This is a genomic window from Shewanella sp. MTB7, assembly GCF_027571385.1.
Taxonomy (GTDB): Bacteria; Pseudomonadota; Gammaproteobacteria; order Enterobacterales; family Shewanellaceae; genus Shewanella.
In genome coordinates, this window is sequence record NZ_CP085636.1 from 1,033,468 (window position 1) to 1,060,423 (window position 26,956).

At 42.5% G+C, this 26,956-nt stretch carries 20 protein-coding genes and 1 pseudogene; 2 read left to right on the plus strand and 19 right to left on the minus strand.

Annotated features, from left to right (window positions below; genetic code table 11):
- From HWQ47_RS04185 to HWQ47_RS04255, 15 genes and pseudogenes are all read right to left on the minus strand, one after another.
- Complete coding sequence (locus tag HWQ47_RS04185; protein WP_269969932.1) at positions 1 to 864, minus strand: type II secretion system F family protein; 864 nt, start codon at positions 862 to 864, stop codon at positions 1 to 3.
- A gap of 9 nt (positions 865 to 873) precedes the next feature.
- On the minus strand, positions 874 to 1,725 hold the full coding sequence (locus HWQ47_RS04190) for a type II secretion system F family protein (RefSeq protein WP_269969933.1): 852 nt from the start codon (positions 1,723 to 1,725) through the stop codon (positions 874 to 876).
- Positions 1,718 to 3,457: an ATPase, T2SS/T4P/T4SS family gene (locus HWQ47_RS04195; protein ID WP_269969934.1), complete on the minus strand. Its 1,740-nt coding sequence runs from the start codon at positions 3,455 to 3,457 to the stop codon at positions 1,718 to 1,720. Before HWQ47_RS04195 ends, HWQ47_RS04190 begins: the two co-directional genes overlap by 8 nt.
- A 9-nt stretch (positions 3,458 to 3,466) precedes the next feature.
- Positions 3,467 to 4,777 carry a type II and III secretion system protein family protein gene (locus tag HWQ47_RS04200; protein WP_269969935.1) on the minus strand — a complete coding sequence of 437 codons (1,311 nt, stop codon included), beginning with the start codon at positions 4,775 to 4,777 and terminating at the stop codon, positions 3,467 to 3,469.
- Positions 4,774 to 5,670 (minus strand): Flp pilus assembly protein CpaB, encoded by an 897-nt coding sequence (cpaB, locus tag HWQ47_RS04205; RefSeq protein WP_269969936.1) that lies wholly within the window; start codon positions 5,668 to 5,670, stop codon positions 4,774 to 4,776. The genes HWQ47_RS04200 and cpaB overlap by 4 nt, the downstream gene beginning before the upstream one ends.
- A gap of 213 nt (positions 5,671 to 5,883) precedes the next feature.
- Entirely contained in the window at positions 5,884 to 6,558 is a 675-nt protein-coding gene (locus HWQ47_RS04210) for a hypothetical protein (RefSeq protein WP_269969937.1), read from the minus strand.
- A gap of 3 nt (positions 6,559 to 6,561) precedes the next feature.
- Positions 6,562 to 7,434, minus strand: a complete 873-nt coding sequence (locus HWQ47_RS04215) for a hypothetical protein (RefSeq protein WP_269969938.1) — start codon at positions 7,432 to 7,434, stop codon at positions 6,562 to 6,564.
- Positions 7,434 to 8,861: a Tad domain-containing protein gene (locus HWQ47_RS04220; RefSeq protein ID WP_269969939.1), complete on the minus strand. Its 1,428-nt coding sequence runs from the start codon at positions 8,859 to 8,861 to the stop codon at positions 7,434 to 7,436. The genes HWQ47_RS04215 and HWQ47_RS04220 overlap by 1 nt, the downstream gene beginning before the upstream one ends.
- Positions 8,862 to 8,966: 105 nt before the next feature.
- A complete protein-coding gene (locus HWQ47_RS04225; protein WP_269969940.1) occupies positions 8,967 to 9,260 on the minus strand; it encodes a Flp family type IVb pilin in 294 nt (97 codons plus the stop codon).
- Positions 9,261 to 9,324: 64 nt separating this feature from the next.
- The gene (locus tag HWQ47_RS04230) at positions 9,325 to 9,597 is read right to left on the minus strand and encodes a Flp family type IVb pilin (protein ID WP_269969941.1); all 273 of its coding nucleotides are present in this window, start codon (positions 9,595 to 9,597) and stop codon (positions 9,325 to 9,327) included.
- Between the two features lie 116 nt (positions 9,598 to 9,713).
- Positions 9,714 to 10,346, minus strand: coding sequence for a response regulator transcription factor (locus HWQ47_RS04235; RefSeq protein ID WP_269969942.1), 633 nt, complete (start codon positions 10,344 to 10,346; stop codon positions 9,714 to 9,716).
- Between the two features lie 326 nt (positions 10,347 to 10,672).
- Positions 10,673 to 12,181 carry an insulinase family protein gene (locus tag HWQ47_RS04240; RefSeq protein WP_269969943.1) on the minus strand — a complete coding sequence of 503 codons (1,509 nt, stop codon included), beginning with the start codon at positions 12,179 to 12,181 and terminating at the stop codon, positions 10,673 to 10,675.
- A complete protein-coding gene (locus HWQ47_RS04245) occupies positions 12,178 to 13,602 on the minus strand; it encodes a M16 family metallopeptidase (protein WP_442802095.1) in 1,425 nt (474 codons plus the stop codon). The genes HWQ47_RS04240 and HWQ47_RS04245 overlap by 4 nt, the downstream gene beginning before the upstream one ends.
- A gap of 104 nt (positions 13,603 to 13,706) precedes the next feature.
- Positions 13,707 to 15,263: a nitric oxide reductase transcriptional regulator NorR gene (gene norR, locus HWQ47_RS04250; protein WP_269971661.1), complete on the minus strand. Its 1,557-nt coding sequence runs from the start codon at positions 15,261 to 15,263 to the stop codon at positions 13,707 to 13,709.
- Between the two features lie 152 nt (positions 15,264 to 15,415).
- A pseudogene (locus HWQ47_RS04255) lies at positions 15,416 to 15,973 on the minus strand (nitric-oxide reductase large subunit); the annotation flags it as partial.
- 506 nt (positions 15,974 to 16,479) lie between these two features.
- On the opposite strand from HWQ47_RS04255, the gene HWQ47_RS04260 reads away from it, so the two are divergent.
- Positions 16,480 to 18,210, plus strand: coding sequence for a potassium/proton antiporter (locus HWQ47_RS04260; RefSeq protein ID WP_269969945.1), 1,731 nt, complete (start codon positions 16,480 to 16,482; stop codon positions 18,208 to 18,210).
- A gap of 174 nt (positions 18,211 to 18,384) precedes the next feature.
- Positions 18,385 to 19,566 (plus strand): flagellin lysine-N-methylase, encoded by a 1,182-nt coding sequence (gene fliB / locus HWQ47_RS04265; RefSeq protein ID WP_269969946.1) that lies wholly within the window; start codon positions 18,385 to 18,387, stop codon positions 19,564 to 19,566.
- A gap of 822 nt (positions 19,567 to 20,388) precedes the next feature.
- Here fliB and HWQ47_RS04270 read toward each other — a convergent pair.
- From HWQ47_RS04270 to HWQ47_RS04285, 4 genes are all read right to left on the minus strand, one after another.
- Positions 20,389 to 20,994 (minus strand): DUF5677 domain-containing protein, encoded by a 606-nt coding sequence (locus tag HWQ47_RS04270; protein ID WP_269969947.1) that lies wholly within the window; start codon positions 20,992 to 20,994, stop codon positions 20,389 to 20,391.
- A 38-nt stretch (positions 20,995 to 21,032) separates the two neighbouring features.
- Positions 21,033 to 21,920 (minus strand): hypothetical protein, encoded by an 888-nt coding sequence (locus HWQ47_RS04275; protein ID WP_269969948.1) that lies wholly within the window; start codon positions 21,918 to 21,920, stop codon positions 21,033 to 21,035.
- Between the two features lie 933 nt (positions 21,921 to 22,853).
- Positions 22,854 to 24,026 carry a MerR family transcriptional regulator gene (locus HWQ47_RS04280; RefSeq protein ID WP_269969949.1) on the minus strand — a complete coding sequence of 391 codons (1,173 nt, stop codon included), beginning with the start codon at positions 24,024 to 24,026 and terminating at the stop codon, positions 22,854 to 22,856.
- Positions 24,027 to 24,260: 234 nt separating this feature from the next.
- Positions 24,261 to 26,897, minus strand: coding sequence for a molybdopterin-dependent oxidoreductase (locus HWQ47_RS04285; protein WP_269969950.1), 2,637 nt, complete (start codon positions 26,895 to 26,897; stop codon positions 24,261 to 24,263).
- Between the last annotated feature and the right edge of the window lie 59 nt (positions 26,898 to 26,956).

The window sequence follows — 26,956 nt, forward strand, 5'->3', positions numbered from 1 at the left end:
TTATAGCTCATACATAAATTTCATTGCGATAGGGAAGGCCAAAATCATAAAGGTGACTGGGAAGATGAAAATAATCAGTGGGAATACCAATTTTACTGGGGCTTCCAAGGCCTTTTTCTCTGCCCGTTGAAAACGCTCAACACGACGCTGATCTGATTGAACTCTTAAGGTTTGTCCTAAGCTCGCACCTGTTTTCTCAGCTTGTGCGAGGGCACTGACTAAGCTATTTACTTCTGTTATCTGAACCCGTTCAGCCATGTTTCTAAACGATTGAGCCCGTGACATGCCCGCTCTCATGTCGCGGATGACTTTTTCAAATTCGATCTTTAATGGTCCATTGGGGCCGCGTTCTACAGCTTGTCCTATTGCACCCGTCATATTGAGACCAGCCTCTATCGACATGGTCAAATAATCTAAATACACAGGTAAAGATTTGATGATAAGCCCTTGGCGTTTCTTACGTAGATCGTTGAGCGTCATGACTGGCAGGAAGTAGCCAATCAGAGCGGCAATGAATAAGTATTTTAGATTGATTTCACCCAGTAACAGGCTGCAGATGACTGTTAAGCTTAATGCGAAGAGCGTGCTGATAATCCTTATTGCAAAGTATTGCTCTGCCGTCATCATGTATGAGACTCCGGACACTTGCAGTTTCTTAGAGATCCTTTCTAGATAATCGACACTAAGATTTTCACTGATATAGAAAGCAAATAATCTGATCAATGGCCATAATATTTTGAGTCCCGGAGAGAGAGGATCCATAAACTCACGATTAGTTTTAGGCACTCTTCGATATATACGGATACAACTAACAGCAAGAAAGATGATTGCTATGGTAAAAAAAGCAACAATTAAATTGACCATGCGTATGACCTATACATCGATTGCGACAATTTTGCGGATGGACAGATAGCCACTAGTTAGCATGATGACTATCAATGCAATAAGCGCCCACCCCATAGGCTCTGTGAAAATTCTACCCATGGATCTTGGTTCCATTTGGTATAGAACAATGCCGATAAAAATAGGCAGCAGTGTCATGACGACTCCCTGCATTTTCCCTTGGGAGGTGAGGGCATCAATTTTCCCTTCCATCTCTATTTTTCTTCTCAAGGTCGAAGACAATCTGAGCAAGACTTCAGCTAAGTTTCCGCCTACTTCTCTTGATATTTGCATGCCAGCAGTAACAAGTTGGAATTCATCTTCAGGAATTCGTTTAAACATGTTGTCCAGTGCAGTATTGAACTCAACCCCCAGACGTTGCTCTCTTTGAAACAGCTGAAATTCCTGTTTCATAGGAGCCTCCATCTCTTCCGCCATAAATTCAATTGCACTGCTGATGTTGGCACCCGATTGCATCGAGGAAGCGATCATGTTGAGCGCATCTGGGAGTTGATGAACAAATTTTCGACGGCGGCGAGTGTGGAGATATTTATAAGCAAACCTCGGGATGATGGATAGAATGATGCTGATAATGATGCCGACGACCCAGGATCCGAGGAATATTCTTACCAGAAAAGGCACCGATAGTAGTGTTAGCATATTGAGCCAAAAAAGCTGACGAGGCTCAATGAATAGGAACATATCAGCGAGGTTAGTTCTTGCTGATGAGGTAAAGGTTTCCTGGTATTTAACAGCGAGTTGTGCTGATAGGTGTTTTAGTGCCCACACCAGTATAGCGACTGTCAGAAAGGCAAAAATAGTCGCAAAAATTGAACTAGCCATTTTTTGCATCCTTATCGAAAATATCGAGTTTAACTTTTACACCTTGTTTACGAAGCTGTTCGTAAAACTCTGGCATAGTGCCTGTTGCCGTGTAGTAGCCTTGTACCTTGCCTTCGCTGTTAAAGCCCGTTTGTTCAAATTTAAAAATCTCAGACAGTTGTACTATGCTGCCCTCTATGCCCGTGAGTTCACAGATGCTGGTGACACGCCTTGAGCCATCAGAAAAGCGGGATTGCTGAACGATGATATCTACCGCAGAGGTGATCTGCTCGCGAATAGCTTGTATCGGTAAATTCATTCCGGCCATCATAACCATGACTTCTAGACGTGAAATACAATCGCGTGGAGAGTTGGAATGAGCGGTGGTTAACGACCCATCGTGACCGGTATTCATTGCTTGAAGCATATCTAAGGCTTCACCGCCACGGCACTCTCCAATGACCACTCGATCTGGTCGCATTCTGAGGCAGTTTTTCACTAAGTCGCGGATCTCAATCGCCCCTTTGCCCTCCTGATTTGGTGGGCGCGCTTCGAGTGAGACTAAGTTAGGTTGGTATAGCTGAAGTTCCGCTGCATCTTCGACGGTGACAATACGTTCATTATCTGGAATGAAGTTAGACAGCACGTTCAGTAGGGTTGTCTTTCCTGAGCCTGTACCGCCGGAGATGACGATGTTGCGCTTTTGATTGACGGCGGTTTCAAGAAATTCAGCCATGGCATGATTCATTGAGCCAAAATTGACCAGATCGTTGCAGCTAAGCCTTTGCTGCATAAACTTTCGGATAGTGATGCAGGGGCCTTTAAGCGCTAAAGGGGGGATGACTGCATTGACGCGTGAACCATCTTTCAATCGAGCATCAACCATTGGAGAACTCTCATCGATACGTCGTCCTATTGGTGTGACGATTCGCTCTATTGCGCCTAAAACGGCCTGATCATCTGAAAAAACCACATCTGAAAGATAGAGCTTGCCCGCTTTCTCGTAGAAAATTTGGTCATGACTATTGACCATTATTTCGGTCACATCTTTATCTGCAATGAGCCCTTCTAGAGGGCCAAGACCTATGGTTTCGTCCAGTACCTCTTTGATTAAAGATATGGTCTCAATCTCTTCAGGGAGTTTAAAGTTCGAGATGATCTGATGTATCAGTGATTCACTCTGGCTTCTAAGTTCAACATCACTCATCTCATTGACGTTGACTCGGCGTAGATCCATCTGTTTAAGGAGCTCGGTATGGACCTTGCGCCGCCAATCATTTCGTATCTTTATGTTCTCAAGCTGTTTGTCGGTGAGAGTCGGGCTGGCGTTTTTCGATACCCTTTTTTCCGCTTGAGTTGGCTCAGGCTCACTCTTGTCAATTTGAGTATTTAAAACCGGCTTTTCGCTTAGCGGTTCATCATGACTCTGCTGAGTCTCTGATGTTGCAGAATATTTAGGATCTGTACTGTGTACGCGTATCTGGTAATCACCGACTTGAATTTTGTCAGTTATGATCAGCGGACCATATTGGCTTACTTTCTCATTATTAATTTTAACGCCTGTGCGACTTTGGTTATCTTCAATAAAGATACCTTGATCATTCTGGGTTAAAATTGCGTGATGTTTAGATACTTTAAATCCTCTTAATACAATGAGTTGGTCTGGATCTTTGCCTATTTTACAGTGAGAGTGAATACATTGAAACTCACCTACCTTTGTCCCTTTTGTAGTGCTAACGACGACGTTAAACATCTCACTCTCCTAATCCAGAATATAAAAAGCTTCAAGCTTGTTGGTTTCTTCAGCCATCTCTAAACCGCGTGCTAAGTGTTTGTCGTGGCTCTCCTCACCAGGGAAGACGATCGTGGGAGTGACAAAGATGACAAGCTCAGTTTTGTTATCCTTAAAATCTCTAGATTTGAATAACTCACCTAAAATAGGTATGTCGCCTAAGAAGGGAAACTTATTAACAACTTTTGACATTTCGCTGTTAACCAAGCCTGAGATGACGATGGTTTCATTATTTTTCACATTAATGACAGACTCGGTTCGGCGTGTCAGTGTGCCAGGGATGCCATCGATGGCTACAGAGGGGTCGATAGAGCTAACTTCTGCCATGACGCGACTGATGATATTGTTATTGCCATCAACAACGGGTTCAATATCGAGTTTTATGCCGTACTCTTTAAATTCGACATCCACAGAACCCAGCCCACTAATGCTACGGATTGGGAATTCACCACCGGATAAAAAGCTTGCTGACTCACCGCTACGAGTGGTGAGGTTAGGTTCGGCTAACATGCGGGCATCGCCCTTTTCTGAAAGCAGTTGGATTTGTGAGCCTATGCCGGTAACGATGCCAAAGTAACTCCAGCCTCGGGTGTCTAAAACACCAATGCCGTCGGTTATCGCGCCACCAATTGCTTCTGCATATTGCCCTGGAGAGGCCACATTAAAAAGAGGATTTGAAGTAAATGCTTTGGCCGCACCGTAAGCAGGCCCTGACATGGCTGTTTCCCATTTGATGCCTACGTTATTGAGCGTTGATTTATTAAATTCAACAATCTTGACCTGCATCTTGATCATGGGGGACATGGTTTTAGCAAATTTTAAATAATTAACTAATGAAACAACATTAGGGGCTTCGCCGATAATGCTCTCTAGCTGCTGTTTCAATGCGAGATCCGCTTCACCTTGCACTATGATTAGACCGTCGCTTTCTGTGACCGTTATAGAGGGAAATGCGGCTAGCATCTTCTTTACTTTGTCGCTGGTCCGTAAGCTATTGTCGTTGGTCACTGTGATACTGAGTTTGATTAACTTGCCATTTTTTTGCCATAGTTGTAGGTCGGTGTTTCCGTTTCCTTCTCCGATAAGAAGCACACCTTTATTATCAATTACCTTGGCGCTAATAACCTTGCTATTACCAACGACGATTCGTTCTACATCTTTTGCTTTATAAAGCTCAACAGCACCGACATATAACTTCATCGGTTTATTATTATGAGCAAAGCTTAGGAAGGGAATTAATAGTGCTATCCAGATGATTCTTATTATTTTATTATTTTTCATAATGCTGTTTTATTCTTAAGTTGGCTCAGTTGTTCTAACATTGCGATAGGAAGAGGATAGGCTTGAATGGACGTTTTTATGCCGTTGCCTCCGGTAATAACCTCTACTTCTCGAGTTAGCACATCGTCAGACTGGTTAAAGAGCTGACCCTCATGAAGAGAGATAAACTCAAGTGGCAAACTTTCGTTTTTATTACGTAATAAGGTGACAAACTTGCCTTTCTCTTTTGCTATTGTGACCCTTGCCGCATCGGTGACGCTCAGAGCGAGGGTGACGGTGCCATAGGCATTGGGGTTATCGTAAAGGGTATCGACGAGTTCTGGGTTGACGTCTATGCTGCGACGCCCTGTTGCAATTACGGTAATATTTTCCAGTAGCAGTTGTAGTCTATTAAGATCGTCTGTCCCATTTTTGTCTTCAAACGAGAGAAGCAGATCGATATGATCAGAGGGGACCAACATCCCAGCTGTAGAGTTAAGTTCATCTATGTCGATGGTGACGGCTCGTTGGCCCTCTCGCAACATATCGGAGAACTGCTCTATTTTATGTCCTGGTAGGTAGCTGCCCATTAATGGACGGCCGGGGGATAGGGGCTCAAGTAACATTTGTCCTACGATGAGGTCAAAGTCCTTGGGGTGAATAGCGTCAAGCGGTAAGGTATCGGCACGTATTTGTCTGACTGACATATTTTGTTGTGAAACTATGTCACCTTTTCTTAGCTCTTGAGTCGCCACAACGACATCTGCCATAACAATGTTATCTTTTGATAGCTCAGCTCTTAATTCCTGTTCTTTAGTAATAAAGTAATTATTTGTGGCCCAAGCAGCAATGCTACCAAGAACGATAGCAATGAGGAGTAGAACCCAGTTGAAGTCTATTGATTTTATTTGCATTTAAAGACCCAATTTAATTAGGTAGAACGGGCAGTGATTTGCTATATGCAAATGCGGTGTACCAGTCCCGGAGTGAATCCAGACACAGTTCCATGACGTTGTTATTGTTCTCCACTGGTGTCAATAATGCGGCAACCAGTGCAGAACATACGACCAAGTATTCGACACTTGCCTGTCCTCTTACATTCGATTTTTTTGAGGGATGATACATCTCTAGAGTCCTTCCGTGACTTGGTTAGCAACAATGTAAACTTTTGATTTTTTGATATTAAAACTAATATCGATTAGGTTTGTACCTTGACTTATCTGCAGTACAGCTTTACCTGCGTTGGTGTCCAAAATAGCCGCATTTTCTAACCAACCTCTTTGTTGAAAGTGCCGACGATAGTAGTGGTAACTGGCGGATAAACTCTGAGGGCTGCTTAACACTAAGGTGCGTCCATGCTTGAAAAGATCCTGAGATTGAATGTCCGAAATAACGGTTGCACCGTGTGGTTTTGGGAATTGATGTTGATTGACTTTGGCAAGTTCAGTTTCGCTAATCTCTTTCGTGATGCCGACATAAGTGACAACACCATCAAAATTCTGACTGATACGGGCTGTCAGTAGATAAGGGGGTTGCATGCTATTGATAACATAATCGCCATTGAACATTCTGGCATCAAAACGTTCGCTGTTATCTTGCCATTGTTGTTTAAAGAAGTTAGCCATCATCATCTGGTTTTGCTTATCTGTGACGACCCAGGTTTTCATCGGGTACCCCTGATAACGCATATTATCAGCCACGACTTCAACCTTTGCGCTTTCTGGAAATTCAATTTCAGGCCAATCGGAAGCATATGCTTGAGCTGAAAAGAGGGCGAGCAATATGAGTAAAAGAATTTTCATCCGTTAGCCTCCACAGTTAGTTGTGCCATAGGTACAGAGTCTATTGAGAGGAAGAACATCAGGATCGACATACCCGAGTTTTAATCTACTTGGGCGTAACTCTTTACCGAAAGGGAGGATGCCTAATAAACTTTGTGCGGTACGTATGACACCGTTATCCATATAGTTAGTCAGTACTAAGCGCTTAACCCTATTTTTTACGTGGTAGGGGCCTGCTGCATTCCAACCGGAAGCCAATAGGGCACTATTGCTCTGAAAATTGAGATTGATATTATCAAAAGGTGCTAAATACAGACTTTCGATATTGACGCTTATATTAGTACGGTAAAATTGATCTCTTTCTAATGAGAACCCTGTAAAAGAGAGCAGGCCTATTGCGCGACCGACAGCACTGCCTATCGTGCCCGGCAGCCTGCCACCAGAGTGTGTGCGAGTGAATCTATCGAGCTCGTTACTATCCGTTGGATTCTGTTGATTAGACTTGAGTATGGTTTCTGCGTTTTGATTTTGGCGAACTTGGTGTTTTAATGTTGGATGAACCTTACTGTTCCAATCCCATTGCGCCGTTGTGCGACTGGTCAGCTTATTACCATCATGTTGATAGAATCGCCAAGGGATCTGTTTCGCGGTATCAAGTTCACTTTTTTGTGCTAGGTATAAACCCGTTCTTCTAGGGAGTCGACTCGGGCGACGCTCCTTCCATACAGTTCTTTCCCATGCTGAGTAATGAGAGGCTTGCTGAGCCTTATGTTTTACGACTCCCATTTTTGCCATAAATGGCAAGAGAATGAGCAGCGGTATAACCGCATAGCTAATACCAATAACACTCTCAATCAGCGCTTGTCCCTGTTGTTTTTTAAATGGTTGCTGTTTCATTACAGGAACCTAGTTAATGCTAAGACGATATTTCGCTCAGAGTTAGTAGAGTCTGATAATCGTGTTTGCCAAAAGGGGTTGTAGAGGTTGCCATATTCATGGCGGCTATCGCTGCGACGCCATGCAGCTGAAGATATCATCAGATCATAAGGTCTTGAATAATATACTTGTGCAGTAGCAAGCGCAGTTAGTCTATCTCCTAGCATCTCTTCATTTATCGCTGGGTTAGTGTTGTCTTTTCCAACATCAACAGTGCTACTTGTCCGTATGTTGTTTTGTGATTTTGACACGACAACAGCAATATTTTCAGTAGTATTCTTTGACTGTGCCGCATTTGAAAGCCCGTAAAATGGCTGTACGCCGTTATAGTCTCCTCGTGTTTCCTGATCATATGCCGCATACCGAGATGCAGAATTATTGGTATCTCGACTTGAGCCCCAAGAATTGTTGTTACCTACTCTTCTTATATTGGCTCTATCATCTGAGCGTGTTGCTCCCCAACCTAATGGCGTTTCTCTGTAGCTTCTCCAGCGACAACCTGACCAGCTGCAACGGAACTTTGAAAGGTGAAAGCTGATTGTATCCATGGAGGTCCAAGTTTCAGCTTGGTAATTACCATTGGAAATAAGCTCACTTCCGCCTGTTTTATGGGTTTTCCAGCGAAGAGGAAATAAACTGAGAGACCAGGGGAAACCTAATTTGTAACTGCGGGATTTGCTGAAAGAATCTCGAGAATCTAAGGAGACAGTTAGAAAATCCTGAAATTGATTAGTGCCTCTTTGATTTGGTTTTTGGTTGCTTCTACTATGTCTCTTTTGAAAATCAATCCATAAATTTTTAATATCTCCCAACATTTGTGGGTTCTGTAATAGGTCTAATTTAGCTCTGGGATCATTGGCTTTAACAATATCGCCAGCAGTAATAACAGTAGAGACCAAGCCTGCATAATGCACAATCTGTTGTGATGCAGATAAGGCTTGTAAAATAATATCCTCAGCATAAATCAAGGCTTCAAAAACGGGTTGTGCCACACTATTAATGGCTCCAACCGCGGACTCTATACCAGATAAAACCTGCCCTAAATAGGGTACCCAGCATAAAAAATCACAGGCGTTTTTAGCAAATTTATCGGTCATATTAAACCAAGACGATAAACCGACCATTTGAGCTACAGCAACTTGGTTAGCGACAGAGGCTCGGTTGGTATAAGCTTTAAAATTAAAATCTCGGGCAGCAATGGTGGCAATACTATAGGCTGTATTGTCAGCAGTATTTTGCAATTTACTACTGTTTAAATTGAGTTGTGATACGTTAAAACTAAATATCACAACCATTAAAGAAAATGACATTAGAATTAATGACAAGACCATTGCTTGGCCTTTATTTTTTGTCAGAATTCGTCCATGTCTCATTGCTGTATTTTCCATATGCTTAATAGCTTTTTTATTGATTAGAAATCATCGCTATCTGTATTCAAATCTGGGAATCGTTTTATTGAGAGAACTAGGTGAGCACTGAACATTTAAAAGAGGTTAATCTATACCGCCTCCGCCACCTGTCCCATCACCAGCTTTATTTGCCCCTTCATTGTAATTACCTAGGTTATAGTCTTTGTTCGCAACGTTTGTTGCTGCTGTCGCAGAGCCTTTAGCAGCAGTGATTTGTGCAGCAGAGTCAACGCCTGATACTTCGGATGATATACCGGCAACTTGATTACGGACTGTTTGACCAAAGAAGCTATAAACACCAATTGCAGAAACGGCAATGAGTGCAACGATGATAATGTATTCGGTCATACCTTGACCTAGATGGTTAAACTTTCTCATCACTTAATTCCATTTTGATAAAAGCAAGAAAAGGGATTCTTTTCTTGCTTAGATAGAGGTGGAATTAGTTACCCGCAGCGCTTTTATTTGCTGCTTCGTTGTAATTGCCTAAGTTATAATCTTCTTTAGCCACATTAGATGCATCTACAGCGGATGTCTGTGCTGCAGTAATTTGTGCTGTAGAGTCAACACCTGACATTTCAGAAGAGAGCCCAGCAACTTGATTACGGATTGTTTGACCAAAAAAGCTGTACACACCAATTGCTGAAACAGCAATCAATGCGACAATAATAATATATTCAGTCATACCTTGACCGCGCTGTTTGTTTTTTAACATTCCATCTCTCCTTGAGAATATAATACAGTTAACGGTATATTATACGGAATGCGGTAAGTCTCAATTATTAGAAAGGATAATATTAACATCCTGAATACATTCTTTAGGGTAGGTTTTTAATTAATTTCTATGCCTTGGTTATAGGCAAGTAATAAGTGACTGCGATTTCTTATATTGGTTTTTTTGTAAATATTTTGCATGTGCATTTTTATTGTGTTAATGGATACATTTAATTTGTCTGCCACTTGATCATTGCTATACCCGTTGCAAACTAAAGATAGCACCTCTTTTTCTTTCTTAGTTGTCGATGTCATTAATAACACTTGACCTTTGGATAATGTTTGGTTTTGATAATTTAAAATGAATTTAGATAGGGCTCCATTACTAAAGTAGAGATTCCCATTTAAAATTTTTGATATTGTCTCTAAAAGAATGTGAGCTGGTGATTCAGAAAGAATGGCTGCTCTAAATCCAAGTTTTATAAGGAAAACTTCATCATCTAAAGATAGTTTGTTGCATATTGCAATATGGAACCCATTAGAGAAAAGTATCTCGTCTAAATATTTTACATCATCGATGACTGAGTTTATAAAATGTAATAATATTTTTTGCTTTTCTTTAGATTTATTCCATGCTGTTGCAACATTCTTATGTTGATTAACTTTAAGGTTTAATAATCCTGCAGTATTCTTCAGTATTAATAAATTATTATCTGTGTGGTTAAGGGTAAAAATTTCGCCATCATACATCCCATTTCCTTATGACATCCAACAGATGTAATGCTTTATTACTCGTTCCTTAGTATTACAAGTTTATCTTGTGACACTGTAGTAGCCGATCTTTTTTCGTTATTGTTGATTGTATCTGTTTACTCAACAATCGCAACAGTTGATTAACCTGATCTGGTTGGATTTTCTCGAGTTTACATCCCACCTGCATTTTCTTGCATCTATTTAGGGCGGGGCTAGCGCTATTTTCTAGTGTTTAATACTAAAGGTTGAGGTGAGGGTTATATTTTACGCATAACAAAGCTTCTGTTAAAGAGTATATTCTTTAATTTATATTATTATATGAATTAAGGTTCAATTTGAATTATCTGCCAATGTGGTAATTTCTGCTGCAGATCTTTTTTTATTTTATCAAGATCACCACGGATTAATATTGTCGGTGGAGTAAGAAATAGATCTTGAGCCATATGTTGCAGTGCTTGAATTGATAATTGGCTTATCTGCTTTTGCTGGGATGATTCAGACTCCACTCTTCCATGTGCTAGATGTTTAATGTAATAGGCAAAAGCCGAGTTTATTGACTGTGATCTTAAGCGGTATTTACTTTTTTCATGTACCTTAATGGCTAACAGCTCAGCCTCTTTTATCTTGGTCTCTTTGGCAAGCGCCAAATGATCTAAAATACCTGAGATAAAGGCACCAGAGTGTTGTAATTGGGTACTGCCATAAAACTTTAGAGTACGAGCTAACGGATTATCAAAACACCTCCCATATATGCCGTAAGTAAGACCACGTTGCTCCCTTAAATCATAATAGAGCCTGCCGGAAAAGCTTCGCCCCAACCAGCTGGCCAGTATTTGACAAGTCAGAGGCTCGCTTTTATTGAACTCATTATCCGCTTTTTTCTGAAACGTTGATGTTGTGATGGGTAAACGGTATCCGACTCTTACTTGAGTTTGCACTGCACCGGGGGCATCGATGATATAGAGGCGTTTCTGTGAGTGTTGATTCAGGTTCTGCTGGGAGTTGAGCTTTAGATTGGAGCTGGATTCATCTATATTACTGGAAAATGTTTGATCTGGTAACTTCAGCGCTAAATTCTTGACTAGATCAATGTGCTCTCCCCCTTTTGCTGAAGTTAGCAGATGCCATGTTGATCCGATTAACAGAGCAGCTTGTAGCTTAACCAATTCTTCATTAGTGAGCTCATCTTGAAGGGCTTGGTTGCGCAAACTCAGGTTATAGGGATGTCGTTCGCCTAATATTTTCTTTGCCCACACAGTTTCTATTTCGCCACCACTATAGGCATTGATATGTTTATTTAATTTTAACTGCCGACGCACTGTATCGAGATCTAAATCATCGAACGCATCCGCTTGCCAAGTCTTGGCTAACAAGGTTAAGGCTGGTGCAACCTCTTCGTTTGGGCAGGCCATCTGTAAGCCGATGCTGTGCATACTGGCATTAATGCGTAAGCTTTCAATGCAAGAGAGATTGGCTGTTGCAGCTAGTCTATAGGCTTTTTGGTAGAGAGTGGTATTAAGCACATCAATATTGTTAAATGGCCGATTGGGATTAATCAAACTGAGGTGTAGATAAACCAATTCTGATGGACTTGACGGATATTGATGTAAGGTGAGGTTTGCAGATATTTTTTTGACGTTCCATGCCCTATGTTGCCCCTCTTCTAAACTGACGTCAGGAGCACCTTTAAGTGCTGTAAACTTTGATATAACAGGGGGCTTAGTGTCAGTGAATACTAACTTCGTTTGCTGGCAGGCTGCAAGGCTCAGCAATAATATGAAGCTGCATGTTAACGCATTAGCTATTGATGCTTGTTTGGTGAAGGGCTTCATAACACGCTCTCCTCCAGAGTGTCACTTACTCCTTCTGGTAGGAACTCAAGCATGGCTTTTGTCCACCTTATGTACCATGGGGGTAACAGATCCAGTCGAACATACCCCTGATTGAAGTAAGTGCTTGCTACGGCTTGTATCTGAGTTGTGCTCACTGCGTGAATGCGCTCCCAAGGTGCGGTCAATGGCGTTAATCTGTCCTTATCCAGCGTTGCTGAAAGGATTATTGCTAGTCTAGAGGGTTGGTCGAGCCGTTGCAGTGCTTGATTCAGCCAGTTGGCTTTTAAGTGGTGTAGTGACGCTTCATTGATACCATTTTCGCTTATATCAGCAATCATCTTTTGTACGTTAATCACGAGTTGATTGAGGGAGGTTTTAGCTCTAGGAACCATCACTAAGTTACTCACGCCCATAAGATTCATCGAGAGGGGAATGGAGTAAGTGAGCAGTTGTTCTGGGTTTGTCAGTCCACTTTGCTTAATTAAACTGGCACGATTTTGAAATAGATAAGCTTCAAGCAGCTCGATTGCCGCAGCCTCTGTATGTTGCTGGCCTACGGTATGCCACGCGAGTAGAACGGCAGGCCAAGGGCCTCTGGTATCGATGATCTCACCATGAACATGGCTGTTTTTTGGTTCTATCTGGGTAACCTTGACTAAAGAGGGAGTACTCGACATGGGTATTGGTGGGTTCTGCCATTGGCCAAACTCAGAATCGACCCAAGTACTGGTTTTGTCGGAGTAACTACCCACTATGCTCAATTGGGTGATATCGGGTCGATAATGGCGTTGATGAAACTGATTTAGCTGCTCAACAGTGGCGTTACTGACATCCTCTTTACTGCCGATAACGGAGTGGCCATAAGGTGTGCTTTTTGCTTGTGCAAGCAGGAACTCCATAGCATCACGTACGTAAGGTTGATTATCGATAGTGGTTGCCATCTCCTCCAATACCGTCGCTTGTTGGTTCTTGACGGTATCTTCTGTGAGTTCAGGCCGAATAAAACGATCCGCCTCAAGCCAAAGAGCAAGCTCGAGTGCTTCAGATGGAAGGGTAAGGTAATAGTTGGTGAAGTCGAAGAAGGTGGAAGCATTAAACTGACCACTTAAGGCACTCATGGTTTGGGCGTAACTGTCGCCGGGTGCATTTTTACTGCCTTTAAATAGCATATGTTCGAACAGGTGAGCGTAGCCAGTCTCTCCTATCATTTCATCTTTTGAGCCGATACTAAATTGGGTGGCAATGGAAACACTGGTACTTGATGGAATCGGTAAAAGTCTGAGTTGCAAACCATTGTCGAGCTGTCGATAGGTGATATTTTGTTCCATCGAATAGAGAGGGGCCGCCATCTGCTGCAGTGTTTGTCCATTCGCCGGACTGGAAAGCAGGGATATCAGGCCAAACTGGAGATATTTATTCAGGGAACACTCCATCGCTAAGGTTATTGTGATGTATATTTATATCAGTTTAGGTAAATTAAGCACCAGATATTTATTGTAATTGGTTGTATTGCATCCTCTTGAATCTATTTTTTTATCGCTAATCTTTTCGCTAGTCGATGTAGATTGCCTGGATCCAGCTTTAGAGCTCGCGCCGTCGCGGCCCATTGTCCCTTATGCATATCTAAAGCATGTTGAATAAATTGCGCCTGAAATTCATCGGTGGCGATTTTAAGGCTGGTGGTTTGGCTAGTGGGTAATGCAAAGCTGCTATTCGTGCTCTGAGTTTGGTACAAGAGTTGCGGTGTGGCTTGTGATCCCTGAATATCAAAATGTTGGGGGTGTATTCGAGGAAGACCATTACTGGCTTGCGCCTTGGCTAATACGGCTGCACGGTGAAGTGCATGTTCCAGTTCGCGTATATTTCCCGGCCACTGATAATGCTTGAGTAGATGTAGACTTGAAGGGGTCAAACTTAAACTTTTTATGCCTAACTTTTGTCGACAGCGTTCGACAAAATAACCGCTCAATAGGGAGATATCTTCATCACGGTCACGTAGCGGCGGTACCATTAAGGGGAAAACACTGAGTCTGTGATAAAGATCGGCACGAAAGTGTCCGGCTAAAATTTCTTGTTTAAGATCTTTATTGGTTGCGGCTATGATCCTAACATCGACTTTACGGCTGCGATCATCTCCAATTTTTTGCAGATCGCCATACTGGAGTACCCGTAGCAGTTTAGCCTGTAAGGTCAGAGGTAGCTCACCAATTTCATCGAGAAACAGAGTGCCTTTATCTGCCAATTCAAATTTGCCACTTCGGTGACTAATAGCCCCAGTAAATGCGCCTTTGACATGACCGAAGAGCTCGCTTTCTGCGATAGACTCAGGCAAAGCGGCGCAGTTAAGGTAGATGAGTGGGGACTTTTTTCGATCAGAACCTAAGTGCACCGCCTTAGCCACCAGCTCTTTTCCCGTTCCAGTTTCGCCTAATATAAGTACATTAAGATCCGTAGAGGCGACAACATTTATCTCGTGATTGAGTGCCAACATATTGGGCGATTGACCTATCATCTCCACATCATCGGCCATACTCACATCCATCACTGAGTCCGAGTTCTGAGATTCTAGAGCCAGCTTTTCTAGCTTGTCTATCATTAGGGCGTTATTAAGCGAGACGGCTGCGATGGCGCTTAAGCTGCGCAATTCGCTATTGGTAAATCGATCAAATTGACTGGGATCGAATCCATCTATGGTAACGGCGCCAATCAGTCGCTGATTAGCAAACAGTGGCAGGCCGATACAGGCGTGAACTTTTAGCTCATCCCCTTGATTGGGGATCAAACCATCATAGGGATCGGGTAACTCACTGTCTGAGGGGAATCGGACAATATCTCCGGCTCTGGCTATGGCTTCTAATCTTGGGTGTGCTTCGATTAAGAAGCGTCTGCCTAGCACATCTTCATTGAGCCCATCGATGGCCAGAGGAGTAAATTGGTGTCCTTGAAAGACGAGTAGGGCCGCTGCATCACAGTTTAGGTTCTGTCTGATAATATCGAGTAAGCGAGAGAAGCGATCTCGATTAGGTAAACCAGAGGTGATATCCAAGGCTATGCGAGTTAATTCTGTTTGGCTTAGTGCCATCTTAGCTCCTTGGTTTTTCATTGTCTGCTCACTTGCATATTCGATGGAATAGAGTTTGATAGTATGTCATTTTGACAATATTTACTGACATATCATTGTCGTGAGTTTTGACAAGTATTTTAATATGAACAGGTTTGCTATGTGAGAACGACTAAAGAGGCCGTGGTTCCCTCTTTCATCATATACTGCTCTCGTAAATGTGACGGTTTAGTATCGCTACTAAACAAAGAGAGGTAATGCTGCGATACTTGTTTGATCGCTGCAATGCGGGTGTCAGACAGGCTGATAAAGCTGTTACCACCTGCGGTTTCAACGACACTGTTATGGCGCATATCCTCCCTAAGGAGTTGCTCAAGTCCTGCCTTTCTTTCAGTGGTTAGTGCTGAGAAGTTTTGCTGGTATCTATTATTCGCAGTGATATCCAACCAGACTTGTGCTTCTTTGTGTAGCCAGTCAGCGGTCCAGTCAGGTGCAACGTAGGCACCATGGCCCCAAATTGGTCCTAATTGATGTCCGCCCATAGAGCGCCAGATTAATTGACCCTGCTCGACGTCATTTTGGCTAAAGAGGACCTCGCCATTGGTTGAGGTAAAGGCACTCTGGATGGGAGGTTTTTCTCGGTAGATCTCGCTGGCAATACTTAGCAGTACTGTGAAGGATGCAATCAGCACTGTAATAAGTGCGAATGCGGTCAGTTTTTGTTTACTCATATTACCTCTTGGCAGAGTTATATCGTCTAGATGATATTGAGTAAAAGCATGTTGCGTGCCATTTTTTATTATACTGATTTTAATGAGTTATATATTTCAGGTATAAATTTAATTGTCATATAGACACTAATTAAGTTTGTATATATGACACTAAATGTATATATGACACTAATCGGTTTGGCATCAAAGTGACTGGATTGTAGACAAATGTATGCTTGGTAATAAAACTGCATTATATCTAGAGTATTATTGAGATTAGTCTGGATTTTCATTATTTTATTTTTCGTTATTATGTTTATTTATACTGTGCTTTAGATTGATTTTATTGAAGTTAAATTACTAAAGTTGATCTATTGAACCGATTTAATCATAATTGGGGTTAGATTGATAAAATTTAATCTTATCATCCCCTGAGAGAGAGCTTGTTAATGTATAATGACCACAGCTTTATGGAATTGAGCGTATTCTGTTAGCGTTAACATTGTATCAAGTTTAGGGAGTTCATCATGAATGCAGAAACCATTAACAATTTCTTTCTTATTGGGGCGTTCTTAGTCGCTATCAGTGTGCTGTTAAGTGCGGTTTCATCTCGTGTTGGTATTCCTATTCTATTAGTCTTTCTCGGTGTGGGGATTCTTGCCGGAGAAGATGGCCCCGGTGGCATTCATTTCAATGACTACTCTGTCGCTTATTTAGTCAGTAATTTAGCGCTGGCGATCATCTTACTCGATGGCGGTATGCGCACTCGAGTATCCAGTTTCCGTGTAGCCCTATGGCCAGCACTTTCCCTTGCCACTTTTGGTGTGGCGATAACAACAGGACTCACAGGTTTAATGGCTGCTTGGCTGTTCGACCTCAACTTGCTTCAAGGTCTCTTGATTGGGGCGATCGTTGGTTCGACCGACGCCGCTGCGGTTTTCTCCTTACTCAAAGGTAAGCGATTAAACGAGCGTGTAGGTGCCACACTTGAGATTGAGTCGGGCAGTAATGATCCGATGGCGGTCTTCTTAACAGTGACCCTCATTGCCATACTTGCCAGTGTTGGTGATGGCTTATCAATGAGTTTTATGGCCATTAGCTTTCTCAAGCAATTTGGCATAGGCGCGATGATGGGCGTTGGGGGAGGCTGGTTATTATGGCAGTTGATAAATCGCACTCAATTAGCCGATGGCTTGTATCCAATTCTGGCACTCAGTGGTGGCTTAATTGTGTTTGCTACCTCAAACTACCTAGGAGGCAGTGGCATACTGTCTGTTTATCTGGTCGGCCTACTGCTGGGGAACAAGGCCACACGTGGGCGTCATGCCATATTAAATGTGTTCGATGGCATGACTTGGTTAAGTCAGATAGGCATGTTCCTGGTTCTGGGCCTGCTTTTAACTCCTTCTGAGTTAACCGATGTAGCGATGCCTGCGTTGGCGCTGGCCTTTGGTATGATTTTAATCGCCAGACCAATTTCTGTCTGGGTAAGTCTGCTTCCTTTCAAGAGTTTTAGCGCCAAAGAACGCTGGTTTATCTCATGGGTAGGCTTACGGGGAGCTGTGCCGATCATTTTGGCAGTATTCCCCATGATGGCGGGTTTACCAAATGCTCAGCTCTATTTCAATGTCGCTTTCTTCGTTGTACTGGTTTCATTATTAGTGCAAGGCTGTTCTTTGGGAAGGGCATCACGGCTAGCAAAAGTGGATCTGCCTCCGGTGCCTAGTCCTATCTCGAGAGCGGGTGTCGAGATCTATCCTAAGAGTGAGTGGGAGCTGTTTGTTTACCATCTTAGTGAAAACAAGTGGTGTGTTGGTGAGCCGTTAAAAAAACTGAATATGCCACAGGGGACCCATATTGCAGCTCTGTATCGTGACAGTGAGATGTTACACCCCTCGGGCAGCACTATCCTGAACACTGGCGATATACTTTGCGTGTTAGGTCATGAAAAGGATCTCGATGGATTAGGACAGTTATTTAGTGAACCGCCTATGACAAAGGTGTTACCGCGTTTCTTTGGTGATTTCTTTTTGGCTGTCGATATTGAACTGTCTGCCCTTGCGCCTATGTACGGCTTAACGTTGGATGAGAAAACTGCCGCTATGTCGGTAGGGGAGTTACTCAATGAGTACTTGGCGGGTGAACATGTGCTAGGTGATCAGTTTGAATGGCAATCTTTGCACTGGATCATCTGTGAGCTAGAACAGGGTGTGGCGACTAAGGTGGGGATACGTTTACCTTCTGAGGTGACAGTATAAGGGGGAGAGTCATTATCATCTGTCTCTGCTGGTGCGAGCAAAAAGTAAATCGGAGGGCGATGAGGTAAATTGTTGAAGTAGCAGGAGTAACTCGCTCACTTTATCTCTTATATCCAATTGACTAACCCGCTGACCTTGTTATCTTAGGTGTATATCTCATGTGTTGGAAAAATAATGGCTAACGGAATTGTTATCCCTAAATATGTCAGTGACTTCAGCTGTATAGGCCCAGATTGCGAAGATAGCTGCTGTATCGGTTGGAATATCTATATCGATAAGCAAAGCTATAAAAAGACAATCGCCCATAGAGACTTAAAAACCTTGGCTAAAACAGCCATGAAAAAGATTAAGAAAAGTGACGATCAATGGGCGATAATTCGTGCCGATTCAGAGGGTGCATGTCCTTTCCTCGATGGTAACCGACTGTGTAAAATCCACTCCTTAGCCGGTGAAGACACTCTCAGTGAAACCTGTAAAACCTACCCTAGAACCAGTTTAATTAAAGAGGGAGACAAGTATCAATCTCTCTATTTATCTTGTCCAGAGGCGGCGAGGCTCATCCTGTTTAGCCCTGATGCCTTTATGTTTGAACGTAAAGAGAGTGGTTTAAAGGACTTGCTTAATACCAGCCCTCTTTGGGCCAGTAAAACCTACGATAACAGCATCGATCTGTTGTTAAATGAACACCTTAACTGGCAACAAGCTCTGCTTGCGATCGGCTTGTTAATTAATACTGCCGATAAAGTGTGGGCCAATGAGGTCGAAGCGGATCAGTTAGATACCCGTTTAGCGCAACTAACCCTCTTAGCTGACAAGGGGGTATTGCAGCAGCAATACCAAAGCTTGGCTTACGTTGGTGAACATCAAGTTCAAGCATTTGCCACCATTCATGGCATGTTTATCGACGAGCACCCAAGGCGTGATGGGGTCAGGTTTAAGACCATTAACGATGCTATCAGTACCTTGCTCAATGACGACAGAACCGTTGATATTGATAAGATAAACCATGCATGGAACACCATAGCCTCTCCCGCACTAGAGGAGCATGGTGATCTCTTTAAACGCTATATCCTCTACTATATTTATCATGAATATTTTCCGCTTACCTTAGGTGAAGCACCCCAATCAGCGTTTAGATTACTGGTACTGGATTGCTTTATGCTGCGCTGCTATTTAGCGGTGATAGCCCATAAAAACAATGGCCTCACAGAGAGTGATATTCACCTCTGCTTTCAAGTTTATCATGTGGTGCGTCAGCATAAATCGACCTTTATTAAAGGTGCCACAGCCATGATGGAACGGTTTAATTTCTCTAGCGTAGCAGGGATTATAAGCCTGTTAAAAACAGGCGGTTAGTACTTGTCAGATAACAAGTTTTAAGTATCTTTTTAGGTTGGTTTCATTGAGCGGTTTTGGTGTTTGGTTAGCTTATTGGGAGCCATAGCTTCACTGTTATCTATAGCCTGCGGCCGTGCTGTATATGGATATACGAATGTCGCGATCACACGGATATGAATGAACGCCCCTTATGTGCAAACACTACAGCAACTCGTTATAGGACTTGCCTGATAGCAAGTTTCAAATATCTTTGTGGTTGGTTCATTGGGCGAGATTGGTATTTAGTTAGCTGACTGCAACCCATTACCTCAATCCAGTTAATTGCTTGCAGCAGGCTGATGTGCAGATACTTCAGCGAGACGACGCAAGTACAATCCCTGTAGTCTCTACGATGACATCCATGTCATCGAAGCTCACTGCCGCATCTACACCTGAGTGTTTATCTCTTCGAATTAGGCTTTGTCGTTATTATTCATTTCTGGACAAAAGCTTGCTGACTTGCCTGATAGCAAATTTCAAATATCTTTGTGGTTGGTTTCATTGGGCGAGATTGGTATTTAGTTAGCTGACAGCAAGCCATTACTTTAATCCAGTTAATTGCTTGCAGCAGGCCGATGTGCAGATACTTCAGTGAGGCGACGCAAGTACAATCCCTGTAGTCTCTACGATGACATCCATGTCATCGAAGCTCACTGCCGCATCTACACCTGAGTGTTTATCTCTTCGAATTAGGCTTTGTCGTTATTATTCATTTCTGGACAAAAGTGCGTTAGGGCGATTGCTCAACAATTATAGATTCACATTAGATTAGGTATTGCAGATAAGTCGACGGATGCCTTGTTATGCAAATTCACCTGCACCTGATTGCTCTTGAATGACTTTTAACTGCCTAAGTTGAGTACCCTCGAATTTTACGAGTTCAAGTGCTTCAACTAAAGCAGTTGTTGCGATTCCTATTATTTGGTTTCTATACAAAGATACTATGGGTAAGTCTGGTCTATGCCCCAATGAGATCGCATTTCCTACTGTATGGTCTCTTATTAAAGTTTCAAGATTTCCATGTGCACTGCGGCAGAGGTCAGCATAAAATCCCGAATATAAATCCTCCTCACCCGCCAATTTGAATTTTTGCCAGATTTTCAGGCTATCATTCTTAACTGTTTCACCTGCCATTTTCGCTTTGTAAATTTCAAATGATTTGTTCATTTCTTCAACGTGAGAAGAGCTAAGCTTTGTACACATTAAGTCTATATATGACTCTAAAGCACTTCGCATTATTATTGGTACTGAAGCAACTCTACCCCTTGTACAAAGCTCATAAGCATCTGAACATAGCTCTGTCACACGAGTTGCTAGCCACAACACATATTTCTGCTGCAAGTCATAATGCTCAACCTCAGAAAATGCTTCAAATTGCAGGCGACTAATCCTTAACCATTTGTCCATTAACTTTTTACCCTATATCTCATAAGCGAGACTATTGTTTACGATTTAGCGCTTAAAGCTAGTGTAACTAACACAATAAGTCCGACTAGGAATATCCAAACTTGTGATGATTTAGCTTTTTGGGGTTTAGGTGGAGCTGCGTTAACAGCGCTTTCTATTGGTTTCAAACTTACTTCGATAACAGCGTCTTTATTTCTATCATTCTCAACCTGCCTCACGAGTGTAGCTTCTTCATTTAATTCAGCCATATATCGCTTAATAATTGTATCTAACGATACATCGAGCAAATGACAATAACTTTTGGCTGTGCGAGTATCCTTAATTAAATCGTAAACACTATCTGGCTCTGTTGTCAGTTGATCTATGAGCATAAATTGGGGTCTACTTATCCTGTGATCCATTGTATAACCGCCTACCTTCCAGTTTCGTCCGTAACCAGTGACCATAAACCCAGCAACTAACTCAGCTAACGGAGTTTTATTTTGGCTTTTTTCGCACTGCACTTGCCTTAACATAGACTCATAGGCTGAATAGATGCGATCCCAATCTTGTTTTTCGGTGGCCTCGGCTAAAACAGTATGCGACTCTCTCCATCTTGCATCCGCAATTGATACATTGACTTCATCTACATTCCATTCTTTCGCTAAATCTTTACGTGCATTCAATACACCTTTATTACCCTCATACCAGTCATTCCAACAACCATCTGCTAGCGCTTTTAGCTCTTCTAAGAGAAATAAATCACCCTCACAATACAGGCGTTGCTCGCCAGATAATGGCTCTTTTCTAGGATAAATGGATTTCTTACAAGATTTACACTTTACTTTACGTTTAGGTATTTTCTCCAGCTCAAAATCACAGTAAGGGCATTTAGACGTAGTACCGCAAAAAGCAGCAAGATCTTTTAATTGTTCTTTTCTTTTCATACAAACTTCGCACCTAATGAATGATTTCAACCTAAATTACGTCAGTGTTTTACATTAGAAAAAGTTAGTCAATCTGAACATGCTGGTTTAGTGAAGGTTATCTACTCTAAATGATAAAGGGGCATTTTCTTCTTAGCGACCATATTAAAACTCAAATCGAAGAGATAGATAATAGGGTGTAGATGCGGCAGCGAGCTTCCGAAACATGGTGAGGTATCGCGAAGTGATACTCTTCGAACGAGAGACTGGGATGTCAAACTGGCACTTTAACAGGGAAGTTATTGGTTTTGGCAGAGCCCACAGGGGTTGTGCTTGCGGCGACTCGCTGAAGTATCTGCGCATAAGCCTGCGGCAGGCAATTGATCACAATGAGGGACAGCCTTCATGTGAGCATTCCAACAACAAATCAACCATGAGCTTAGAAATTTAATCAGTCTTCACTTGAAGGCAAACAGGCCTTGGGGCATTTTCTTCTTAGCGAATTTAATCAAACTTAAATCGAAGAAACAGATAATCGGGTGTAGGTGCGGCTGGGAGCTTCCAAAACAAGGTGAGGTATCGCGAAGTGATACTCTTCGAACGAGAGACAGGGATGTCGAACTGGCACTTTAACAGGGAGGTTATTGGTTTTGGTAGAGCCACATGGCAGAAAATGTTCCAGACATTTCTCTGCATTTCCTCTATCCTTGGAGATCAGATGTGCTTGCAACGGTATCCCTACCTAAAAGCCAGTTCAGCATCCTGCTTCTCGTTCGTCAACTTGAAGCTACGCTTCACTCACCGTCTCGTAGAACCTTCTCTAAGAAATAGTACACATACCTAGCTGGAGGCGATAAGCAGCAATGAAGATACAAGATTCAACAACTCACCCAATACCAACTCAGCCCAAAGCCAAATCAAAAAATGTAACTTGCCTTCATTCGAAGGCAAAAATTAATCACATTTTCTTAAGATAAACATCTGGTAGCCGAACTGGCCAAGGTAGTTGCGATAGATGTCGCTCTCTCTACTGATATCTTGCAGCGCTTGAGAGCCTAGCATTTCACTCTTTAACGCTTCGGTGCGTGATATCAATGGTTCATAGTAGTTCTGCCACGCTTGGTGGCTGAGCGTAAAGTGGTGTAGCACTTCATAACCAGCCACTTCCATCTGTTTGATACGAGTCGCTACGGTTTGAATGTCGGGATATTCACACTTCCAAAACTCGACAGCTGTGTCGTCTGGTGTATCCGATAACCAAACTAGATCACTTAACATCAAAACGCCGTTCTCATCAAGTAGAGGTTTCCACTGTGCTAATGCTTGTGACACTCCCATAATGTAAGCGCTGCCTTCAGCCCATATAAGATCGAAACTCCCATGCTCAAAAGGCAGCTCAGTCATGCTGGCACACACTGTAGTTAGTCGAGATGCCAAGCCATCTTTTTCAAATCGATCGTTGACGCTTGTCAATGCGGACTGCTCATTGTCAACGGTTGTAATAGATGCTGGTGTGTTTTGTGCCAATAGCTTGGTGGCTAATCCTTTGCCGCAGCCAATTTCAAGGATCATTTTTGGTTGCTCTGGTAACAGTGAAATTGCTTTGAGAGTTTCACTTTCACTGCCTGGCGCCCATCGCTCAAGAGCTTCGAAAACTTTCATAAAATCAGTCATATATTGAGCGTGTTCATTCATATCTTTTGATAACCATTTTAATCGCAGGGCCTCTTTTTCACTGAAACCTTGCTTCATTAACCAATCTAAGTGTGCATCTGGCGCTAACTTGTCTACGCTCTCATGCCATGTTTTTAGCTTCCCCTCGCCAAGCATCGCGGCAAGAAGCTGTCGAGATTGCTGTTTTTGAGCTATCTCCTCATCCAGAATCTGTAGGCGGTTTTCCAGAAGCTTGCGATCGACTTTTGCTTCTAAACAGGCTTTACACTCTTTGAGGGTTAAACCTCCCGCCTGCAGTTTCTGAATTAAACGAATTCGCTGTAGATCATTATCATTGTAGATCCTATATCCATTACTCAGTCTACGACCATTTATAAGTTGTTGTTTCTCATAGTAGAGTAGAGCAGTGCGGGATAAGCCCACAGCGACGGCGAGTTCAGAAATTCGATACACGTTTTTACTCCACTCTATTATTTTGAATATGAGCACTTTAAACTATGAAGCGATAGACAGGTCAATCAGATTTTAGAAGTGATGGATTATTTTTACGATCATTGTCTCTCAGTGAGAGTTTATTTAGCTCAAATCTAAACTGACAGCTTCATTAGAAAAACGGAAAACTGTCAGTTCAGATATGAGTCACCTAAATGCCAAATGTCCATGGCATATTTGATTAGCTATGGACGTTTACTTCTTAGCGTGTTTATCTAGATATTCTAATACTAACGCTTGATCTGCCGCGTTTAAACCTGCACGGGGGAACATACTTTTAGTGATCCCTTTCCATTGAACACTGGTGTAATCGGCTGGGTGTGGCGAGGCGTGGCATAAACTACAACTGCCGTAGAACAGCTCCTCACCTTTAGATTGAGTTACCTTTTTACTACCGCCAACCGCCTTTAAACGTTTACCGAGTTGTAAGCTCCAAATATCGATTGGATTCTTTGCAACAATCGTTGCTGGTGGCTCATAGGCTTTATTTGCAGATTGTACGTTAGTACATTTCTTAAAATAGGCTAAACAAGTATTGGCACTGGTTGCCTGACTCAGGCCGCTACAGGGTTTGCTTGATGTAAGCATATTGATTGAACCTGAGTTACAGCGGCCTTTATCATCTAATTGCAACCAAGCACCTTCATGAATATAGATCACGCCAGGCATGCAATCGGCAGAAATCTTAGCGCCACATAAGGTTGTCCCACGTTCGTTATATACCTCAATAACGTCGCCGTCTTTAACGCCACGCTTTTTCGCATCATCCACGTTTATCATCACTATCTGACGACCATCTACTGATTCATGGGAGTTGATATCAGCATTGGCCATTTGAGAATGAAGCCGCATCCATGGATGTGGGCTCAATACTTGAACTTGGCCCTCTTTTGCATCTCCTAGCCACTCAAATGGAGGAAGCCACTTAGGTATTGGTGGACAATCAACAATATCGAATGAGGCTACGGTAGCGCTATATAATTCAATTTTACCTGATGGAGTGTGCAATGGGTGTTTCTTTGGATTAAGATAAAACTCAGCGTGTCGAACATAAGCATCGGCAGCTTTTGGGGTATTTAAGAAGCTAATGCCATTTTTCCAGAAGGTGTCGAAGTCATCGCTGCCGTCGGAGTTCTCATATGAACTACGTAAATGTTCCATCATGGTCTTGCCACCGGTGTACTCGTCATAGACATCGAATAGAAACGCTAAGCGAGAGAAGATCTCATAGTCGTCTAAACTCTCACCGACGGGCTCAATCACCTGTTTCATCGCATAAATCTTGTTATTACTGTAGGTGCCTCCCGAACTCATGTCGTTTCGCTCTAAGGTCGAAGTCGATGGGAAAACGATATCAGCATAACGAGAAGAGGCACACCACCAAGGATCTTGGCAAATAATGGTGTCGACTTTTTCTAATGCTTTAATTAACTCATTGGTATTTTGCTGATGGGACATCAAGTTATTACCTGAGTTATAAATTAACTTGGTATCAGGGAATGTTTTAGGTGTGCCATCGCGGCTAAATGCTTTGCCGGGGTTATTTAACATTTCTGAAATTAACACCACAGGTACGGTTTTTGTTACTGGGTTACGCCCTTGCGACAAGCCGATTGGCATACGTTTACCCGATTGTGGCATACCACCACAACCATAGTGCCAGCTAAAGCCACAACCGACCCCTGGTTTACCAATCTTACCGGCAATCGCAGCAAAGTTGATAATAGACCAATGGATCATTTCACCGTGGTCGGCACGTTGCAATGCCCAGCCAGCTGCAATCTGAGTTCGCTTAGTGACCATAGTCTCTGCGAGTTTAACGATTTCAGGCGCAGCAATCCCTGTGATAGTAGCAGCCCACTCTGGCGTCTTCTTAACCCCATCTTCGCTGCCATCTAAATAGGCTAAATATTTATCAAATCCGGTGGTGTATTTATCAATATAAGCTTGATCATGTTGCTTGGTAGAATACAGATGATAGGACATAGCAGTGAATAGCGCGGTATCAGTACCGGGACGGATGTTGACCATCTCACTGCCTAGCTGCTTATCAGAGTAGGTTTTTTGTGGGTTAATCGAAATAAACTTGATGCCTTTTTTAGCAAATGCTAACCAGTGCTGATGCATCTGATGGTCGGCAACGGTAAATTCAATTCGATTTGTCTTAAATGGATCGCAACCAACAAAAATAAAGACTTCAGTGTTTTGCTCAATCACTTCCCATGCTGTTTGTGGAGAGTAAACTTCTAAATCACCGATAATATGCGGCAAAATCACTTCCGATGCCCCTGCAGAGTAATCGCCACTACAACTGCTTTGGCCACCAATAAGATTAAAAAAACGACCTTGTAATGTTTGTGGACGCATTAAGCCAGCATGGGACCAACCACCATATGAAGAGCTAAAAATGGCATCATTACCATGTTCTTGTATGGTTTTTGCGATAGCGTAGGCTGCTAAGGCGATGGCTGTAGTCCAATCCACACGAACAAATGGCTCTTTACCTCGCAGATGGGGTTTATGATCGCCTAAGGGATCATCATAAAAAGACTTTCTCACCATCGGATACATCACACGAGTGTCGTCATAGGTTCGGCTCAGTACCCCTTTTGTTAGCATTTCAGTCGGAAAATCATCAACTTCACTAATAGGTTGAACGCCAATCAATGTACCGTTTTTAACAATTGCTTTAAATGGCCCATAGTGAGTTGCGTGATGAATCACTTGGGTATCGCTAGCAAATACTTTATCAGCTGGGAATAAAGTTAACCCTTGAGCTGTAATAGCAGAAGCTAATGAAGCTTTTAAGAAATTACGTCTTGAAATTGCCATGTTTTTTCCAAAATAAACGTTTAGTCTAAAATATCAAAAAATATTAATAGCTACTTATG

What these genes read in the sequence shown, in the direction of transcription:
- HWQ47_RS04185 (WP_269969932.1), bottom strand. Translation starts at nt 864, where the DNA reads ATGGTCAATTTAATTGTTGCTTTTTTTACCATAGCAATCATCTTTCTT.
- HWQ47_RS04190 (WP_269969933.1), bottom strand. Translation starts at nt 1,725, where the DNA reads ATGGCTAGTTCAATTTTTGCGACTATTTTTGCCTTTCTGACAGTCGCT.
- HWQ47_RS04195 (WP_269969934.1), bottom strand. Translation starts at nt 3,457, where the DNA reads ATGTTTAACGTCGTCGTTAGCACTACAAAAGGGACAAAGGTAGGTGAG.
- HWQ47_RS04200 (WP_269969935.1), bottom strand. Translation starts at nt 4,777, where the DNA reads ATGAAAAATAATAAAATAATAAGAATCATCTGGATAGCACTATTAATT.
- cpaB (WP_269969936.1), bottom strand. Translation starts at nt 5,670, where the DNA reads ATGCAAATAAAATCAATAGACTTCAACTGGGTTCTACTCCTCATTGCT.
- HWQ47_RS04210 (WP_269969937.1), bottom strand. Translation starts at nt 6,558, where the DNA reads ATGAAAATTCTTTTACTCATATTGCTCGCCCTCTTTTCAGCTCAAGCA.
- HWQ47_RS04215 (WP_269969938.1), bottom strand. Translation starts at nt 7,434, where the DNA reads ATGAAACAGCAACCATTTAAAAAACAACAGGGACAAGCGCTGATTGAG.
- HWQ47_RS04220 (WP_269969939.1), bottom strand. Translation starts at nt 8,861, where the DNA reads ATGGAAAATACAGCAATGAGACATGGACGAATTCTGACAAAAAATAAA.
- HWQ47_RS04225 (WP_269969940.1), bottom strand. Translation starts at nt 9,260, where the DNA reads ATGAGAAAGTTTAACCATCTAGGTCAAGGTATGACCGAATACATTATC.
- HWQ47_RS04230 (WP_269969941.1), bottom strand. Translation starts at nt 9,597, where the DNA reads ATGTTAAAAAACAAACAGCGCGGTCAAGGTATGACTGAATATATTATT.
- HWQ47_RS04235 (WP_269969942.1), bottom strand. Translation starts at nt 10,346, where the DNA reads ATGTATGATGGCGAAATTTTTACCCTTAACCACACAGATAATAATTTA.
- HWQ47_RS04240 (WP_269969943.1), bottom strand. Translation starts at nt 12,181, where the DNA reads ATGAAGCCCTTCACCAAACAAGCATCAATAGCTAATGCGTTAACATGC.
- norR (WP_269971661.1), bottom strand. Translation starts at nt 15,263, where the DNA reads ATGGCACTAAGCCAAACAGAATTAACTCGCATAGCCTTGGATATCACC.
- HWQ47_RS04260 (WP_269969945.1), top strand. Translation starts at nt 16,480, where the DNA reads ATGAATGCAGAAACCATTAACAATTTCTTTCTTATTGGGGCGTTCTTA.
- fliB (WP_269969946.1), top strand. Translation starts at nt 18,385, where the DNA reads ATGGCTAACGGAATTGTTATCCCTAAATATGTCAGTGACTTCAGCTGT.
- HWQ47_RS04270 (WP_269969947.1), bottom strand. Translation starts at nt 20,994, where the DNA reads ATGGACAAATGGTTAAGGATTAGTCGCCTGCAATTTGAAGCATTTTCT.
- HWQ47_RS04275 (WP_269969948.1), bottom strand. Translation starts at nt 21,920, where the DNA reads ATGAAAAGAAAAGAACAATTAAAAGATCTTGCTGCTTTTTGCGGTACT.
- HWQ47_RS04285 (WP_269969950.1), bottom strand. Translation starts at nt 26,897, where the DNA reads ATGGCAATTTCAAGACGTAATTTCTTAAAAGCTTCATTAGCTTCTGCT.